This window comes from Bartonella sp. LB28NMGDW (assembly GCF_042194435.1).
GTDB classification, from domain to species: domain Bacteria; phylum Pseudomonadota; class Alphaproteobacteria; order Rhizobiales; family Rhizobiaceae; genus Bartonella; species Bartonella grahamii.
Window position 1 is genome coordinate 12,330 of record NZ_JBHIMX010000012.1, and the last position, 17,563, is coordinate 29,892.

Below are 17,563 nucleotides of genomic sequence, written 5' to 3' on the forward strand. Positions count from 1 at the left end.
AGATAAAAACGCATAAAGCACTGTGTTTTTATTTATATCAAGTATTCATGCATTTTTTTCTTTTCTAAAGAAATTCTATATGGCATAATTCACTTTATAACAGGGAAGCTCAGTGTAAGCTACGGTAGATTAAGCTAAAATTAGAAAAAACTTGAGGTTGCCTTCTTGTCCTACATCTCAGTATAAAAAGGAGATATCATTGTTTCAAATGCCTCACATAATAGCCTTAATCAAACGTAAATTATTGATTGGTCTATCAATAACAAGCATAGGAATGCTTGCTGGATGTGGTCTTCTCGATTCTTCAGGTTCGAGCCAAATTTATAGAGAGGGCTATGTTCTTGATAGAAATGCTCTAAATTCTATTTCTGTTGGCTCAAGTCAAGAGCAAGTTCTTTTAACTTTAGGGACCCCTTCATTAAAAACAAAATATGATAATGAAGTTTTTTATTACATCTCACAGACACGCTATCGTGGGATGCAGTTTATGAAAACAAAGATTATTGATCGCAAAGTTTTAGCCATTTACTTCAATAAAAATAATCAGGTTGCAAAAGTTGCTAATTACGGATTACAAGACGGTCAAGTGTTTGATTTTATTGCACAAACAACACCAACTGTAACAAAAGAACATCCTTTTTTAATTCAAATTATAAAAGGCCCTGCGAATTTGCCACCCCATAACTAAATCATATAGTCTACATACCGTCTCAATATTATTAGGTCTGATAATATCTGACCTAATAATGGGGGATTTCTAGCTCTTATGGGCGGACTTTTTTTGCCATACTGTCGAGAACTGCATTAACAAGTTTTGGCTCATCACCTTCAAAAAACGCCTTAGCTATGTCAACATATTCATTCATGACAACCGCAACAGGAACATCTTTACGGTTGATCAACTCCCATAAACCTGCTCGTAAAATTGCTCGCAATATAGAATCAAGACGTGAAAGAGACCACTCTGCAGAAAGCTGTTGATGAAGCAGAGGATCAAGCTGCTTTTGATCTTTTACAACACCCGTTATAATAGCCAAAAACCATTGAAAATCAGCTTCAAGATACTGGTCTCCATCGATATCTTTTCCCAAACGATAAGCTTCATACTCAGCTGCTATTTCCATCACCCCCGAACCCACGATATCCATTTGATAGAGGGCTTGAACTGCAGCGAGTCTTGCTGCTCCACGTTTATTGGCTGAACGCGGAAAATGTCTGCTTTTTATATCAGCCATATTTAACGATTATCTCCAAATCTCTTTTTTAGAGCGATCATACATAAAGCAGCTTCAGCCGCAAAACCACCTTTATTTTTGTCATCTAGATTCGCACGCACCCATGCTTGTTCTTCATTTTCAACAGTCAAAATACCATTTCCAATAGCCAAGTGCTGATGAATAGTTAAATCCATCAATGCACGACAAGAATCATTAGCAACAATTTCAAAGTGATATGTTTCGCCCCGAATAACACAACCAAGAGCAACATAACCATCATAAGATATCTTATTTTGTTCAGCAAAAGCTATTGCACTTGGTATTTCTAATGCTCCAGGAACCGTTACAACATCATAACTTGCTTCAGCTTTTTGCAAAGTATTCACTGCACCTCTCAAAAGCGCATCAGAAATCCCCTCATAAAAACGTGCTTCAACAATCAATACGTGAGGCTTTTTACGTATCTCTTTCATCATAATGGAATTCCACAAAAAACGAATCAAAAAAATCAAGGTTATAAAGCATAAAATTCTGAAAACGATCAATAGAGTTTTGGTTTATTCATCTTCTCTTTTTAAAGCAAAAAGTTTCGCAGCATAACGAGCAAGTTGATCAATTTCCAAATTGACCCGATCTCCAATTCTAGCCTGTCCCCACGTTGTCATTTCGAGTGTATGGCGAATAATAAGAACATCAAAAACACAATCCTCAACACCATTAACAGTCAAAGATGTCCCATTAAGTGCAATAGATCCCTTATTGACAATGAAAGGTATAAATTGTCTTGCAACTTTTAAATAAAAACGAATTGCATCCCCTTCATTTTTTTGATCAATGATTTCAACCAAACCATCAATATGACCAGAAACCAAATGTCCTCCCATTTCATCACCTAATCGAAGCGAACGTTCCAAATTAACAAAAGTTCCTTTTGTCCATTGTGCAAGATTCGTTAAACGTAATGTTTCTTCCCACGCCTCGACAACAAACCAATTAGAATCTTCTTGTTTTAATCCTCGCTCTACAATTGTCAGACAAATTCCTGAACAAGCAATTGATGCGCCAATTGCTAAGCTTTCTATAGCATAGCGTGTAGAAATCTTTAAACGCATCCCCTGCTTTAAAGGTTGAACATCTTCAATACAACCAATATCCGTTATAATTCCTGTGAACATAATGTCTTACGTCTCCATTTATAAAAACGGTCATTTCCAAACATTCTTGTCTCAATCTCATAAAACTGCGAGAGATAATTTCCAAAATGAGGGGCTTCAATACGATTTTTTCCTAAAACCATGGGGGTATGAAAACATATCAAATGATCAACACAACCAGCATTCAAAAACTTTTCCCCTGTCTTTACGCCCCCTTCCAATAAAACACTATTAATCCCATGTTTATAAAGCATCTGTAAAAGAGCAAAGGGTTCCACACAACCATTGTTCATCTCTACCGAATAAACAGACACACCATATTGCTCCAATGCATTTTTTTTGCTTTTCTTTGAAAGATCCACATCACAAATAACCCATGTAGGAATTTTCATAGCTGTTTGGACAACTTTTGCATCAAGGGGGATAGATAAATCTGCATCCAAAATAATACGAATTGGTGAGCGCATCTCCATCCCTGGCAAGCGGCAATTAAGTTGTGGATCATCTGCTAATATAGTACCAATACCAACGAGGATAGCATTATTTTGAGCGCGTAAAATATGCGTATGGGCATGAGAAAGTGTTCCACTAATTTTTACGCTGCCCTTTTCTCTTTTCCCAACACCATTATCAGCAGAAATTGCCATTTTAAAAGTGACCGCACAGCGTTGTATCTTCCTTATGCACCAATGCGTCCATAAAGATTCAAAAGCCTCTTCAGCTAAAATGCCCTCAACCACTTCAATACCCGCCGCTCGCAAAAGAGCAATACCATGACCATCAACACGCTTGTCACAATCAGTCAACGCAACAACAACTCGAGAAATACCTGAATCAATGAGTGCATTCACACATGGCGAAGTTTTTCCATAATGCGCACAAGGTTCTAAAGTAACATAAGCAGTCGCTCCTTGAGCCAAAGAACCAGCCATATGTAAAGCTTGCACTTCGGCGTGAGGACTCCCATGAATAGCTGTTATGCCATAGCCAACAATAAATGCCCCCGCACTATTATCGTTTCGCACAATTAACGTACCAACGGAAGGATTCTCACCTGTAAGACCGACATGACGCTCTGCTAGACGAATAGCTGCAGCCATAAACCGTTCATCTTGCAATTTTTTATTCATCAAAACGAGATTCTGTATCCGCAATACCCTTTGACAATTCATCTATAACATCGTGAAAATCGCTTGCATTACGAAAATCTCGATACACAGAAGCAAAACGAATATAAGCAATATCATCAATTCTTTTCAATGCTTCCATAACAAGATGTCCAATTTTTTCTGAAGCAATCTCCGGTTCTCCCAAACTTTCAAGCTGGCGCACAATGCCAGAAATTGCTCGTTCAATATGATCAGGATCAATATTGCGCTTACGTACAGCCACATCAACTGATCGCATTAACTTATCACGATCGAATGGTTCACATCGTCCACTTTTTTTAGCAACCAATAGCTCACGCAACTGAACACGTTCAAAAGTTGTAAAACGACCACCACAAACGGAACACACACGGCGGCGGCGAATCACTGCCCCCTCTTCTGCTGGACGTGAATCTTTAACCTGTGTATCCTCATATTGGCAGTAAGGACAGCGCATCTTTTGTGTCCTTAACGATTACTAAGATAAGAGTAAAGAGGAAATTGACTCGTTATATCTTTTACCTTTTTCTCAACAGCCATTTCAACGGCATAATTATCTTCATCACTTTTTGCGCTCCGAAGACCATCAAGAACTTCTGAAACCAGATGACCAACTTGAATAAACTCTTTTTCTGAAAAACCACGTGTTGTGGCAGCAGGTGATCCCAAGCGAATTCCCGATGTTATAGATGGCGTTTCAGGATCAAAAGGAATACCATTTTTATTGCAGGTAATATGAGCGCGCCCCAAAGCCAATTCAGCACGTTTACCTGTTAGATTTTTGGAACGTAGATCAACCAACAATAAATGATTATCTGTACCACCAGAAACAATATTAAAACCATTACTCTGTAATATTTTTGCTAAAGTTTTCGCATTAGCGACCACATTGGCACTGTAACTCTTAAAAGAGGGACGCAAAGCCTCCTCAAATGCAACAGCCTTTGCAGCAATTACATGCATTAAAGGACCACCTTGAAGACCAGGAAAAATTGCAGAATTAATTTTCCTGGATAAAGACTCATCATTTGTCAATATTAAACCACCACGAGGACCTCGAAGCGACTTATGTGTTGTTGTTGTTACAATATGCGCATGTGGAACGGGTGAAGGATGCACGCCACCAGCAACAAGACCGGCAATATGAGACATATCAACGAGTAGATGAGCACCAATCTTATCTGCAATTTCACGGAATCGTTTCCAATCCCATAGCCGCGGATAAGATGAGCCACCCGCTATAATAAGTTTGGGCTTACGTTCTTTTGCAAGTTGCTCAACCTCATCCATATCAATAATCTGATCTTCTTGACGCACACCATAGGAAACAACATCAAACCATTTTCCTGACATATTAACAGATGAACCATGCGTAAGGTGACCACCAGCATTTAAGTCTAATCCCATAAATGTGTCACCAGGCTGAAGTAAAGCTAAAAAGACAGCTTGATTCATTTGGCTACCAGAATTAGGCTGTACATTCGCAAAAGCAGCACCAAAAAGCTGTTTTGCCCTTTCAATGGCTAAATCTTCAACGACATCAACAAATTGACACCCGCCATAGTAGCGCTTTCTTGGATAACCTTCTGCATACTTATTAGTTAAAACAGACCCCTGCGCTTCAAGAACCGCTCTTGAAACAATATTCTCTGAAGCAATCAGCTCAATTTCATGTTGTTGACGCTCAAACTCCCCTCTAATTGCATCAAAGATTGCACCATCAACAGTTTGTAAATTATCATTAAAAAAGCGCTTTTGTGCGTCATTTTCTTGCTGAGTCATAAAACACATTCCTAACATAAAAAAATAAAATCACTGAACGATAACACAGCAAACCATGCAAACCAAACATTTTAAACCGCTTACACTCAAAAATAATGACGCAAATATTTATCTTATTCTTTGTTATAAAAAAAACAAAAAACTTCCCTCTCAAGAATGGTAAAAAATGAGATTACATTTCTTTTTTTACACTCTTATTTGTTTACACCTTTTACAAAAGGTATCTATAATCTAAAGAAATTCAATAATTTAATGATTAAAAATAATTTATAATGTGAAAAACTGAATATAATAGGCAAAGTTAATACAAGGCAAATAAGAATGCTAACTAAAGTTTTTATTGATGGTGAACATGGCACAACCGGACTACAAATACAAAAACGCTTAGAGGGGCGTACAGATTTAAAACTACTCTCTCTTGCTCATAAAGATCGCCATAATGTCCATCTGCGACAAGACTATCTTAATCAAGCCGATATTGCTATTTTGTGTCTTCCAGATGATGCTGCACGCGAAACAGTTCATTGGCTTAAAAAAAATAAAAACATTAGGATTATTGATAGCTCGACAGCCCACCGTGTTGCACCAGACTGGGTTTACGGTTTTCCTGAAATGACAACAGGACAAAGAAAGCGCATCCAAGCAGCACATTATGTAACCAATCCCGGGTGCTATCCTACCGGTGCCATTAGTTTGATTCGCCCACTCCGTGAAGCAGGACTGCTAGACGCCTATTATCCCATCTCGATTAATGCAATCTCCGGCTATACTGGTGGTGGAAAACAGTTGATTTTAGAAATGGAAAATCAATCTCAACAAAATATTCAGAACAATTATTTTATCTATGGTCTTAATCTTGAACACAAACATGTGCCAGAAATTAAAATCTATGGACAAATCAACCAAACCCCAATTTTCATACCAAGTGTTGGTCGTTTTCCCCAAGGGATGATTGTGAATCTTCCTCTGCATCGCCATTTATTCACAAAATCAGCAAACTGTTCTGATTTGCGCGAAATTCTCGCAAACCATTACGATGGACAAAATACCATTTTAGTTGCATCACAAGAAGAAACTGCTTCACTTCAAAGACTTAATCCAGAGTGTTTAGCCAATAAAGATAATATGAAACTGTTCGTATTTGGAAATGATCGTGAAGGTATTTTTAATCTCAGCGCCATATTCGATAATTTAGGAAAAGGCGCATCAGCTGCGGCTATCCAGAACCTCGATTTAATGCTTTCAAGCAACTAAAACTCCCTATAAATACAAACTTTTATTCAACAACGCGATATGCCCCTTTCGTTGCTCGCCAGTGCGCAACCGCAAAACATAACACTGCTAGTGCCATACTTTGGTGAATGAGCCCTAAACTTATCGGAACCTCATGTAACAGTGTTAAGATACCCAAGAGTGCTTGGATAATAATCATAACACAGATAAGAAATGCACGACGAGAATGGGTTGAATGTGGAATGTTTTTTTGTACATAGAAAGCATGAACAACTGAAACAATAAATACAAAATAAGCAAAAAATCGATGAATAAATTGAACCATTAATGAATTTTCGAATAAATTGAGCCAAACAGGACGAAGCTGCAACAAACCATCAGGAATAATCTGCCCATCCATAAGAGGCCATGTATTATAGACTTTTCCAGCATGAAGCCCTGCAACCAAAGCTCCGAAATAAATCTCTATCAAAACGAGAACAACAAGCCAAGCCGCAAAATATTGCACCTTTTTATTTGCTGGCTTTTCTGAATATTCTGCAAGTCCTCGAGATAAATAAGTAACAAAAACAATAACAAAACATGCCGTTATAAGATGAAATGCCAAACGATATTGGCTCACACTTGTTAAATTACTTTGCCCAATCCCTGAAGCAACCATCCACCAACCAATAAAGCCTTGAAAGGCGATAAGAATAGGCACGACAATAAGCGGGAGTAAGATATTTTTTTCAACACGCTTAGTCGCCCAAAACCAAATGAGCCCCAATAAAGCGACAAGACCAACAAGACGCCCAAGAACACGATGCGCCCATTCCCACCAAAATATGACCTTAAAAGCACTTAAGGTCATATCAGGATTAAGCAGCTTATATTGTGCTATCTGTTGATATTTTAAAAATTCCTCTTGCCATTGATCCACACCAATCGGTGGAATAACGCCGTGTATTGGCTTCCATTCCGTTATAGATAATCCTGATCCCGTCAAACGAGTAGCGCCACCTACTAAGACAATTGCTAAACAAAGCAATAAAATAGAGTAAAGCCACACCTGTATTTGTTTTCTATTTTTCTTTTGCACGGGCGTTAAAATGCTATTGTTTAATCTCTTTACTGCCATCTCTGATTGCCCCACGCTTCTCTCCAACTACAATGCATTTTAAAATTTAAACATCAAATCATTGTGTATTCTAGTATGTACTATAACTTTAGCAAAAAACAAGCGTACCACTATAACATGCGATACATATTTCTTTTTTATAAAGTTTATGATGCAACAACGCGATAAACAGCCTTTGGAAAGCTGCTTACCATCCGCATCATCCATTCTTGTTCATTAAGAACAGTCTTACAAATATAATAGTCTGTTAGCTCTGCAAATTGCTCAAATCCATATTTTGGTTCGCTTGCCATCTCTAGAATGATAAAATCATATTCTTTTTTAAATTCTTGTAATATATGAGAAATGTCATTTGAAAAATCTTGTGCAGAAATAGCACTTGTTAACCCCTGAGGAAGAATATCAACCCCCGTATCATAATCACGGTAAATAACATCATGCAGCTGGGCATTGCCCGTTAAAATATCACTCAGTCCGCGATGTGGACCAATGACCTTCTCTATTTGTTGACCAGAAATATCGACCAACAGAATTGTTTTGTTCTCTTTTGTGAGATGAAGTGAAAGCTTTGCCGCTGTCCGTGCAGCCTCTGGTCCAATGATTGAAATAATGGTTGAAGCACGCCATTTCAAAACATCAGATAATCCCTCTATCGTAATAAAAGCTTCAAGATTTTTCATTTCTTGAGAGACTAAAATACTCTCGTTCTTCTTAAGAGCATTTTCTTTTGATCTCAAATCCTCTTCTGAAGGTTGATCTTTTTTGCTTTTAAAGCACGGATAAAATAACAATATTCCTAGTAAAAGAGTAAGGAAGCTAGCCAATGCACTCACAAAAATATTTTTTCCATAAAGAGCCATAAAAGAAATTGGTGCTAACGTTGTTGGCATAACCACGTGGATATTTGTGTTTTGTAAAAGAAGAGGATTATCACTCAATCTCCGATATGAACCAATAATTTTTTCTCTTCGTTGAGCAGACTTACTCATCGCTTTATTTTGTGCATCGACTGCTGCTTTTATTTTATTTTCAAACTCGTTAAATATTTCATTCAAAGATTGGGATTGATCTTTTACAAAAAAGTTCATTCTTTTTTTGAGCTGTTTTTCTAATTCCGTTGCAATAACCTCATCTGAATGAACTTGATAAACGATTTGTAAAATTTTATTTTTTAATTGATGAGAAACTGTTTCTAATTCCGCAGTCATTGCTTTAATTTGAGGATGTGTCCACCCCAATTGCACCGCCATATGTGCTCTTTGCGTTTCCAAAAGATCACGTTTAGATTCCAGAGCAACAATTGCTGAATTACCTGCAATAAACGATAAAGACAATAAAGACTGTCCCTTTTCACGCATCGCGTTAATCGTTGAGTTCAAACTTGTTAAATGAATACGCTTTAAAGTTGCTTCCGTTAATTGCATAGAAAGATCATGAAGCTCTGTTTGTTTTACACCCTGCTGAATAAAAGACTCAACAGATGTACGAAATCCCTGCATGATATTAACGATTGCAGTATTATCATATTGTTTGTCTTCTAATTTATCATTTAACAAGAATTGTTTCTGTTTTATGATTGCTTGTGAAAATGCGGAAAACCAAGTTTCCAACCCACGTTGAGCTGCTTCAAGTGTCTCAGCTTCAAAAGTCAAATCGATAAAATCACCACGACGCGATAAACGGATATTTTCATGATTTTTTTTCTTATTAAAAGCACTTAAAGAAAATTGCGAATCATTGAAGAACATAGGCTGTGAAAACAAAAAAGCGATAACATTGTCTTGCTTTTTGATTGGTAACGGTTTTCCTACAGAATCAGATAATGAAAATATTAAAGTTGCTTGGTAACCACGAGGCTGAAAAAAATAATACAACCAAATCAAAGATATACATAGCATTTGTAATAGCAAAACAATCAAAATGCTTCGCCATACAGTACGTAGGAATAGTCTTTTATTACACTTAAGACTCATCTTTATTTTAACCAGCAAAATACTTCTTCATATTGTTTTATTAAGAGAAAGTAGTAACTATCCTCTTAACTTGCTGTCATATTATTTTCAGATAATAAAAACATAAAATTTAAGCACAAATGTTCAGCAATAGCTTTAAAGAACTTAATTCATATTTTTTTGATGTTCTCTAATTGTTTTTTTGCTTCAGAAGTAATAACGGCTCTAATGGTAACAGACCCATCATCATGTCCTTCTTGCATTATTTCCGAAGAGTTTTCATAAAACCAATCGATAAGCGACATTTCATGAGGTTTTAAAAGATATTCAATGCTTTGCACCTCTCCAAAAATTCGCTTTTCAATGGCTCTTAATAATTGATCGAGTCCATCCCCCTTAAGCGCTGATACCATGAGAGCAGGATTTAATCGTGTTTTTGCGCTTGTTTGTAAAACATTCAATGCCTGCTCATCCAACATATCAATCTTATTCCAAACCTCTATGATATGCTCCATATCATCAATATCGATATCAAGACTTGAAAGCACTTCTAAAACATCTTGAGCATGTGCACGATGATCAAGATCTGACATATCTCTTACATGAAGAATGAGATCCGCTTCAACCACTTCTTCAAGGGTTGCTCTAAAAGCTGCAATCAAATTTGTTGGCAAGTTAGAAATAAACCCTACAGTATCAGACAAAAGAATAGTTTTTCCATGGGGAAGAACAACTTTGCGCAAAGTCGGATCAAGCGTTGCAAATAACATATTCTTTGCTAATACATCTGCACCACTTAAACGGTTAAAGAGAGTTGATTTTCCTGTATTCGTATATCCTACCAGTGCCACAACAGGATAAGATGTTTTTTTCCTTTTTGCTCTATGTAGTGCACGTGTTTTAATAACCGTTTCCAATTCGCGTCGAATACGAATAATTTTCTCTTGTAAAAGACGCCTGTCTGCTTCAATTTGCGTTTCACCAGGTCCACCTAGAAAGCCACGTCCCCCCCGTTGCCTTTCCAAGTGCGTCCAACTACGCACAAGTCGCCCTTTTTGATAAGACAAATGCGCTAACTCTACTTGCAAAACTCCTTCTTTTGTTCGTGCACGATCCCCAAAAATTTCAAGAATCAAAGCCGTTCTATCGATAACTTTGCAATTCCATAATTTTTCTAAATTACGCTGCTGTACTGGCGTTAAAAAGTGATCTACAATCGTAAGCTCAATAGAATATTCATCTATATAACAGGTTAACGCATCTACTTTACCTTTTCCAAAGAGAGTCGCAGAGCGAGGCGTTGCAATATTAACCGTTTCATAATTAACAACTTCTAACCTTATAGCACGCGCTAAGCCTAATGACTCTTTAACACGAGAAGATATAGAACACTCTCTCAAAGAGCTTTCACTTCTATTTTCTTGAAAAATCGGTATCAAAACAAGTGCGCGCACCTGCCCTGTATTCTGCGAAAACACCCCTCCTAATCTCTCATTTTTATTTATCATAGCAATCTAAGTACTTTTAAAATGGGATAAGAGGTTTATCTTAAAATGATATGTTTACTCAGGACTTTCACCCTCAAACATCTGCACAGGCTGTCCAGGCATAATCGTAGAAATAGCATGCTTATAAACCAATTGCGCATGTCCATCTCGGCGCAAAAGAACACAAAAATTATCAAATGAAGTTACAATACCCGTGAGTTTAACGCCATTGACAAGAAAAATTGTAAGGGAAATTTTTTGCTTACGCACCGTATTTAAAAACACATCTTGCAGGTGTTGTGATCGCTCTGCCATTATTCTTACACCTTCATCTCGATTGCATAAAATATTCGTGCATGCATATCGACTGAAAAATATCTAATTGTCAACGTAGAAGCTTCAAAATTTAGCAACAAACAACTGAAATTAGAGAAAAAACGGCTCTTTAAGGCAATAATAAAGCGCAACTTACAAAAAGCTATATTAAATTAAAAATTTTTCCACGTTTATTCTTTTATAATCTTACAGTCCAAAGGCATACTTTTATATATCCTAAGCTATTACAGACTATATGTGATGATGAATCTGCTTCGTTTAGAATCAATAAAAGTAAACGGACAACAATATTTATTAACGATCATCGGTATTAATAGAGAGGTGTTCGCACCTTAACTGTGTATATAACGGCTATTAAATTATCCTTGTTTCAAAGACTAGCGGCTTATAAAGTTTTTTATAAACACAAGTTGTAAACAGTATTTTTGTTTTTGTTAGATTCAAATAATAAATTGTTTTTACTATATTTTATAACATTTTTAAACAGGGTATAAGAAACCGCGTTAACTTTATCTTGATAAGTTTTTAAAATTTTTCCCTAAGCATATTCCTTTCTAAATAATTAACAGCTAGTATGTAGAGATTATGTGGAAGAGGACGTATCCCTTTTCCGTCTGTAAGAGTACGAGGCGAGTATGGCACGCAGAACCAAATTGCAAACATTTGAAGTTGAAGTTGAAGAAGCCCTCACAAAAGCTATGAACTTTGATTTCAATGACACAGAATTTGAAACAATATCATCAAATAATTCTGAAAATATTGTTAATGTCGATGATCTGATTCAAAAAATTGCAATGGCAGAAGAAGAATTCTTTGCTGAAAACGGTACGTCAACTTTTGTTTCTAATATTCATGATGAAGCTGTTGTTGATAAATCCGTTGTTGAACAGCTTTTTGCTCCAAAACCTTCACCTGATATTTCAGGTGGGACTGTTCATAATACATTGTTATCTACAAAACTTCTTCCTGCAAATGATGATATAACAACCCCTGTAAATTTTGGACTATTAAAGCAGCGTTCTTCCTCTCGAGTCTACTGGTATACAACAGCGCTTAGTGCTTTATGGGCAACGGGAGGAGCTTTTATTGCGCATAAGCTCGCACCTACCGGACTCAGCTCCTTATCCAATATCAGCACTTTTGTTACATCCCCAACAGGACTCGCTGTAGCAGCCGGAACAGCAATTCCTATCCTTATATCTTGGGGCGTTGCTCAATTAACAAAACGTTCAAACGACTTGCATAATATTGCTCTTCTTATGACAAATGCTGCGCAGCGCCTTAGTGAACCACAACATTTATCTGAAAAACAAGCTATTGCTATAGGGCAAACCATTCGTGAAGAAGTAGCGGCAATGAACGAAGGTATTGAACGTACCCTCGGACGTGCTGTTGAACTTGAAGCAATCATACAAGGTGAAGTTCACAACCTAGAACAAGCCTATGCTGAGAATGAATCACGTATTCACACATTAATCAAAGAATTGAGCAATGAACGCATCGCCATTTTGAATCACGCAGATCGCGTACAATCAACAATTAAAGGAACCCAAGAACAACTGAGTGATGAATTTGGTTTAGTTACCTCTAAAATTGTAACCAATGTTGAGAAGCTTGCACAAACTCTCTCTCAAACTTTACAAAAACAAGGTGAAGACCTTGTTGAAAAACTTTCCTATGCCGGTGATGGCGTAACAAATCAGCTTGTTGAAAAATTTAACGAAACAACAACACAAATTCAGCAGAAAAACACAGAATTTTTTCATGAATTAGGAAAAAACTTCGATGGTTTTTCAAAACGATTTGATCATAATGAAAAGCAAATAGAAAAAACCTTTAATGAAACAGCTGAAAAAGCGGAAGTACATGTTGCTAAAATTGCCACACATATACAAGCAGTAACAGATCAAACTTTGCACGCTGTCGATGAAAAGTTTAAAGCCTTGGATCAAGCTCTTATTGATCGTAATAATCAATCTCTACAGAATTTTGATGAGAAGATCTTAAAGCTCGACGACCAAGCACATAAACTCTCTTCTAAATTTGATAACGTAACCTCGCAAGCAATTGGAGCCTTTGAACAACGTTTAGCCACTGTTGATCTTTCTCTTAAAGAACATAGTGATTCCATCATTGATTCCTTTATAGAACGCAGTCAGGCTTTAGAGGATAATGCTGAAAAACTTGGTAACTTCTTGGAATCTCATGTCTTGAAAATAAATGAAAACCTCCAAGAAAAAACAGCAGACATTACCCATGCATTTACAAATGGACGTGAAGCTATTCTTTCTGCAATTGATAAAAGTAAAGAAAGCCTGAGAGAAGAAATTCAGTATGTCGACAATGCCATTGTTGATATCATCCAAGAACGTTCACAAGATTTTAAAGTACAACTTTCTGATCAACGAGCTCTTATGGCAGACATGCTCGATAACGAGAAGAATAAAATTGCGGATACATTAAGAAATCAAATTGATGTCTTGTCCCAAAACACTTCTCATATTGAAAAAGTTTTGGCTGACAATATTCAAGTCGTTGATAAACAAGCTGAAAATCATATTACAAACATCATTCAATGCACTGAAAAACTACAAGATGTCATTGTACAAAGCTGCAATACAACCCAAGATGCTTTAGAAGCACAAGCGAGAAACATTGATATCCGTGCCGATGCTCTGCGTGACTCTTTAGCGATTAATAGTTTTTCTCTCAATGAAGTTCTTGCCGATCAAGCACGCACACTTGAGCAACGCATGGAAACAATCCATAATCTCATTGCAAAAAGTGATATACGTGTCGATGTTGCATTGAAACAACAAATAGATTTAGTTGAAAGTGCAATTGTCGCCAATAATAAGAACATTACTGAAACGGTTCAAGATCATATCAAAAACCTTGAAAACCATGCCGAAATTTTAAAGAACACTCTCTCTCAATCGAGTGGTGTTTTCTTTGAAACCCTTGAAACACGTATGGAATCATTCGATACAGATCTAGAAGATCGTGCACACAAAATTTTTGAACGAACAACAACGCTAGAGGAAACCTTATCTGAAAAATTTAGCCAAATCTGTGAAGCCATTGATATGCAAACATCTGTTATTGAGGAACGTTCTGACACGTTAAAAACGTCTCTCATGCTTAATAATGAGCAAAGTCAGATAATTCAACAAGCACTGGAAAGCAGTGTTGACAATATGCGTGTAACCTTAGAAGACTCTGTTAATATAGTTACAGATAACCTGCATAATAAGATTATAAAAGCTTCTGATATTCTTTCTTCTACGAGTGAACAAATTCTTTCATCTGTTACAAATGTTACTGCACAAGCAGAAAATATTCTCTCAGAATCAGGCAATCGCATTGTATCAAATGTCAAAAAAACTGTTTATGATACCAGTGAAAAAGTTCTGTCCGTTCTGTCTGAACAAACAGCGCATACTGTCGAAGCTTTCGCAACAGCCAGTCATAATGCACAAGCATTATTGAACGAAACCATTCACACATCAACAACAGCAATAGAGCAAGTTCTTAATGAACGCTGTGATGTTCTTCATCACTCTATGCAAAATTTTAAAAATAATTTAGGTTATCAACTTTCTGATGTAACGAGCCGTTTGGAAGTTGCAGAAAATCAAACAGCAACACAAATTTCAAAACATGTTGGAAAAATAACAGAGCTGACAAATCACTTAAATCAAGCAGCGCAAAATACGACAGAATCAATTGATTCTTTAACACAGCATATCGGTGAACAACTCTCTCTCTCCACACAAGAAGCTGAACAAAGAATTTATGCACACAATGAATTTTTAGTGAATAGCTTAACAAAAGCTAACTCTGAAACACTTCAAACAATAACGGTTATGAAGGAAGAACTTGTTAATAATGTCTCATCCGTCTTAACACAGTTGAATCAATCAATTTACAATTTTCACGAAAATAGTAATGTTTTATTATCAGCTGTTCAAAATATTGATGGTCAGTTTAATGAGAGTGCGAGTAATTTTTTCCGCAACACGGACCAAGTAGCAGAGCGTCTGTCAGCCTCAAATCAAGTGCTCAATAATAATGTTGAAATTCTGCAAGGACTTTCAAAGAATACCTTTGAACAAATTAATCATATAACGAGCAGTTTTGGTGAACATGCAAAAACACTTTCCCAAACTATTCATGTTCTTGAACAGTCTGAAAATTCACTGAGTGCAACACTTGAAGAAAAACATAATACGCTTTCTGTATTAAGTGATGCTCTTGTTTCAAAGTCTCATGAAATTAATCAAATGATTGGGCATTATGAAAAAATCTTCAACTCAGCACTTGAACGCTCTGATAAGAATGCACGTAACTCCACAAATTCATTCCAACAATCACTTAATAGGCTTGTTAGTGAAGCATCGGCGCGTTTTTCAGAAGCAGCAGAAGACATACGTCGCTCCGCTGATGAAGTTCGTTTAGAGCTTTCAAAGATTAATAATGATATCAATGAAAATGTTAAAAAACTTCCGGAAAAGACAAAAGAAACAACGCAAACAATTCGCACAGCTTTGAATGAACAGATTACAGCGTTACAAGATCTAGTCAGTGTTATACAAAATGATCAAAAGGGCGCAAAAAAACAGCTGATATCAGAATTTCCTGCATCATCAATGTTTAATCAAAGAAGTGACAATTCCACTGAGTCCGTTAAAAAGATCGTACCACCTAAGCCTATTCTGCAACAAGATCAAAGCAAAAAAAGACCAAATAAATGGGTGTCAAATCTCTTAGAAAGAGCTTCACGTGAAGAAACGTTTTATGATGCTCCCCCTAGTGATGATGTTTTAACATCAGTGCAAACAAAACCATCTCCTGCAAACTGCTCTCTTAATTCATTAGCTTCTGGTATAGTGCAAGCTATTAATCACAATGCCATTGTTGAGCTATGGGATCATTATCAACGTGGACAAAAAAACATCGTAACAGAACGCCTTTATACCTTAAATGGACAAAAAATATTTGAAATGATTAAGAGAAAATATATGAGCGATTTTGAGTTTAAACGTTCAGTGAATCAATATGTTACAGATTTTGAAAAACTCTTACGTGATATATCGCGCAGTTCTGGTTCTTCCAGCTCAGTTCGCAAATACCTGATATCAGATACCGGAAAAGTTTATACTATGCTTGCTCATGCAAGTGGTCGAATCCAATAAAAAATAAAAAAAGTGGAAAAAGATATTTTTTCCACTTTTTTCCTCTCCAGTTGTTTTAATGGCTCATTGTAGAGTACTTTGCTTTTAACTGCAGCTTTGTACTTCAAAGGCTGGGATAATTGGCGTGCGGTCTTCTGTGATATCCTAAGCAATAACCCTAAAGAAGCGTAATGACTTATAAAACAACATATCATTCTAAGAATGATAAAGCATATTTTCTATTTCCTTATCTTTTTCTTAACTCCTTTATTTTTCATAGTTTCATAAAGGTACAAAATAGGTAATAATTATTTTTGCTAATTGTGAAAAAATTCCGTGCTTTTACATTAAAATAGCTCATAGAAACATTTCTATTTATTTTTTTAATGTTTTTTATCCACACATTACTCTCGTTTGAATTATGTAAGTAAATATTTTTTATTATATTAGGTGAATTTTAAATAAAAGAATCTTATTGTATTCAAATTTCCCATCCAACATACGAAATGATGCATTATAAATTATAAAGAAAAGCGTTATGGAAAATATATGATTTTCATGTTATAAAATCCGCAATTACAGCCATTTCAGCCACATCTTTGTTTATTAAAACACATAATTGTTAGTATATAAAAAATACAGCTTTCACTATTAAGAATCCAATTAAACAATGAACAACACCACTTCCATTTTCAACATTCCAGTCTCCTTTAAAATAGCTGAATAAACAATTTATAAATTACAAATTGTTATTTAAAATTTCTTGTACCTCCGTATGAAACTTTAAATAAAATATATATTTTATAAAAAATGGATGAAATTGATAGGAAATGTTCTTCTGTTCTTTCCTTATTTTGTAAACATTGCAAAAAAATAATGGCTTGATAATGTAATCGTTAGAAAATATTTTATTTTTTTGTAAACTAATCAATTTTTATGAGTTTTATTAAGGAGAGAGAA

Annotated in this window: 13 protein-coding genes; 3 read left to right on the forward strand and 10 right to left on the reverse strand. The window is 36.0% G+C overall.

Annotation, left to right across the window (positions count from 1 at the left end; translation table 11 throughout):
- The first annotated feature begins 208 nt into the window (after positions 1–208).
- Entirely contained in the window at positions 209–688 is a 480-nt protein-coding gene (locus ACFIKG_RS07165) for an outer membrane protein assembly factor BamE (RefSeq protein WP_375651995.1), read from the forward strand.
- 76 nt (positions 689–764) lie between these two features.
- On the opposite strand, the gene nusB is transcribed toward ACFIKG_RS07165, so the two are convergent.
- From nusB to glyA, 6 genes are all read right to left on the reverse strand, one after another.
- Entirely contained in the window at positions 765–1,235 is a 471-nt protein-coding gene (gene nusB, locus ACFIKG_RS07170; protein ID WP_375626471.1) for a transcription antitermination factor NusB, read from the reverse strand.
- Positions 1,236–1,237: 2 nt separating this feature from the next.
- Entirely contained in the window at positions 1,238–1,693 is a 456-nt protein-coding gene (locus ACFIKG_RS07175) for a 6,7-dimethyl-8-ribityllumazine synthase (protein ID WP_375627359.1), read from the reverse strand.
- An 81-nt stretch (positions 1,694–1,774) separates the two neighbouring features.
- Positions 1,775–2,392 (reverse strand): riboflavin synthase, encoded by a 618-nt coding sequence (locus ACFIKG_RS07180; protein ID WP_375626467.1) that lies wholly within the window; start codon positions 2,390–2,392, stop codon positions 1,775–1,777.
- A complete protein-coding gene (gene ribD, locus ACFIKG_RS07185; protein ID WP_375627358.1) occupies positions 2,374–3,501 on the reverse strand; it encodes a bifunctional diaminohydroxyphosphoribosylaminopyrimidine deaminase/5-amino-6-(5-phosphoribosylamino)uracil reductase RibD in 1,128 nt (375 codons plus the stop codon). Before ribD ends, ACFIKG_RS07180 begins: the two co-directional genes overlap by 19 nt.
- Positions 3,494–3,976 (reverse strand): transcriptional regulator NrdR, encoded by a 483-nt coding sequence (gene nrdR / locus ACFIKG_RS07190; protein WP_015856456.1) that lies wholly within the window; start codon positions 3,974–3,976, stop codon positions 3,494–3,496. Before nrdR ends, ribD begins: the two co-directional genes overlap by 8 nt.
- 11 nt (positions 3,977–3,987) lie before the next feature.
- Positions 3,988–5,301, reverse strand: a complete 1,314-nt coding sequence (gene glyA, locus ACFIKG_RS07195; RefSeq protein WP_375626463.1) for a serine hydroxymethyltransferase — start codon at positions 5,299–5,301, stop codon at positions 3,988–3,990.
- A 321-nt stretch (positions 5,302–5,622) separates the two neighbouring features.
- On the opposite strand from glyA, the gene argC reads away from it, so the two are divergent.
- Positions 5,623–6,555 carry an N-acetyl-gamma-glutamyl-phosphate reductase gene (gene argC, locus ACFIKG_RS07200; RefSeq protein ID WP_375627357.1) on the forward strand — a complete coding sequence of 311 codons (933 nt, stop codon included), beginning with the start codon at positions 5,623–5,625 and terminating at the stop codon, positions 6,553–6,555.
- A 22-nt stretch (positions 6,556–6,577) separates the two neighbouring features.
- Here the strand turns inward: argC and ACFIKG_RS07205 are convergent, their stop codons facing one another.
- The 4 genes from ACFIKG_RS07205 to hfq all read right to left on the reverse strand — a co-directional run bounded on the left by ACFIKG_RS07205 (position 6,578) and on the right by hfq (position 11,408).
- On the reverse strand, positions 6,578–7,654 hold the full coding sequence (locus tag ACFIKG_RS07205) for a COX15/CtaA family protein (RefSeq protein ID WP_375651988.1): 1,077 nt from the start codon (positions 7,652–7,654) through the stop codon (positions 6,578–6,580).
- A 146-nt stretch (positions 7,655–7,800) separates the two neighbouring features.
- On the reverse strand, positions 7,801–9,627 hold the full coding sequence (locus ACFIKG_RS07210) for a hypothetical protein (protein WP_375627355.1): 1,827 nt from the start codon (positions 9,625–9,627) through the stop codon (positions 7,801–7,803).
- 149 nt (positions 9,628–9,776) lie between these two features.
- The gene (gene hflX, locus ACFIKG_RS07215) at positions 9,777–11,114 is read right to left on the reverse strand and encodes a GTPase HflX (protein WP_375627354.1); all 1,338 of its coding nucleotides are present in this window, start codon (positions 11,112–11,114) and stop codon (positions 9,777–9,779) included.
- A gap of 54 nt (positions 11,115–11,168) precedes the next feature.
- Positions 11,169–11,408, reverse strand: a complete 240-nt coding sequence (gene hfq / locus ACFIKG_RS07220) for an RNA chaperone Hfq (protein ID WP_005773461.1) — start codon at positions 11,406–11,408, stop codon at positions 11,169–11,171.
- Between the two features lie 656 nt (positions 11,409–12,064).
- Between hfq and ACFIKG_RS07225 the strand changes: the two genes are divergently transcribed.
- Entirely contained in the window at positions 12,065–16,624 is a 4,560-nt protein-coding gene (locus tag ACFIKG_RS07225) for a hypothetical protein (protein WP_375651989.1), read from the forward strand.
- Positions 16,625–17,563 lie beyond the last annotated feature (939 nt).

Coding starts and splice junctions, on each gene's coding strand:
- ACFIKG_RS07165 (WP_375651995.1), top strand. CDS start 209: ATGCCTCACATAATAGCCTTAATCAAACGTAAATTATTGATTGGTCTA.
- nusB (WP_375626471.1), bottom strand. CDS start 1,235: ATGGCTGATATAAAAAGCAGACATTTTCCGCGTTCAGCCAATAAACGT.
- ACFIKG_RS07175 (WP_375627359.1), bottom strand. CDS start 1,693: ATGATGAAAGAGATACGTAAAAAGCCTCACGTATTGATTGTTGAAGCA.
- ACFIKG_RS07180 (WP_375626467.1), bottom strand. CDS start 2,392: ATGTTCACAGGAATTATAACGGATATTGGTTGTATTGAAGATGTTCAA.
- ribD (WP_375627358.1), bottom strand. CDS start 3,501: ATGAATAAAAAATTGCAAGATGAACGGTTTATGGCTGCAGCTATTCGT.
- nrdR (WP_015856456.1), bottom strand. CDS start 3,976: ATGCGCTGTCCTTACTGCCAATATGAGGATACACAGGTTAAAGATTCA.
- glyA (WP_375626463.1), bottom strand. CDS start 5,301: ATGACTCAGCAAGAAAATGACGCACAAAAGCGCTTTTTTAATGATAAT.
- argC (WP_375627357.1), top strand. CDS start 5,623: ATGCTAACTAAAGTTTTTATTGATGGTGAACATGGCACAACCGGACTA.
- ACFIKG_RS07205 (WP_375651988.1), bottom strand. CDS start 7,654: ATGGCAGTAAAGAGATTAAACAATAGCATTTTAACGCCCGTGCAAAAG.
- ACFIKG_RS07210 (WP_375627355.1), bottom strand. CDS start 9,627: ATGAGTCTTAAGTGTAATAAAAGACTATTCCTACGTACTGTATGGCGA.
- hflX (WP_375627354.1), bottom strand. CDS start 11,114: ATGATAAATAAAAATGAGAGATTAGGAGGGGTGTTTTCGCAGAATACA.
- hfq (WP_005773461.1), bottom strand. CDS start 11,408: ATGGCAGAGCGATCACAACACCTGCAAGATGTGTTTTTAAATACGGTG.
- ACFIKG_RS07225 (WP_375651989.1), top strand. CDS start 12,065: ATGGCACGCAGAACCAAATTGCAAACATTTGAAGTTGAAGTTGAAGAA.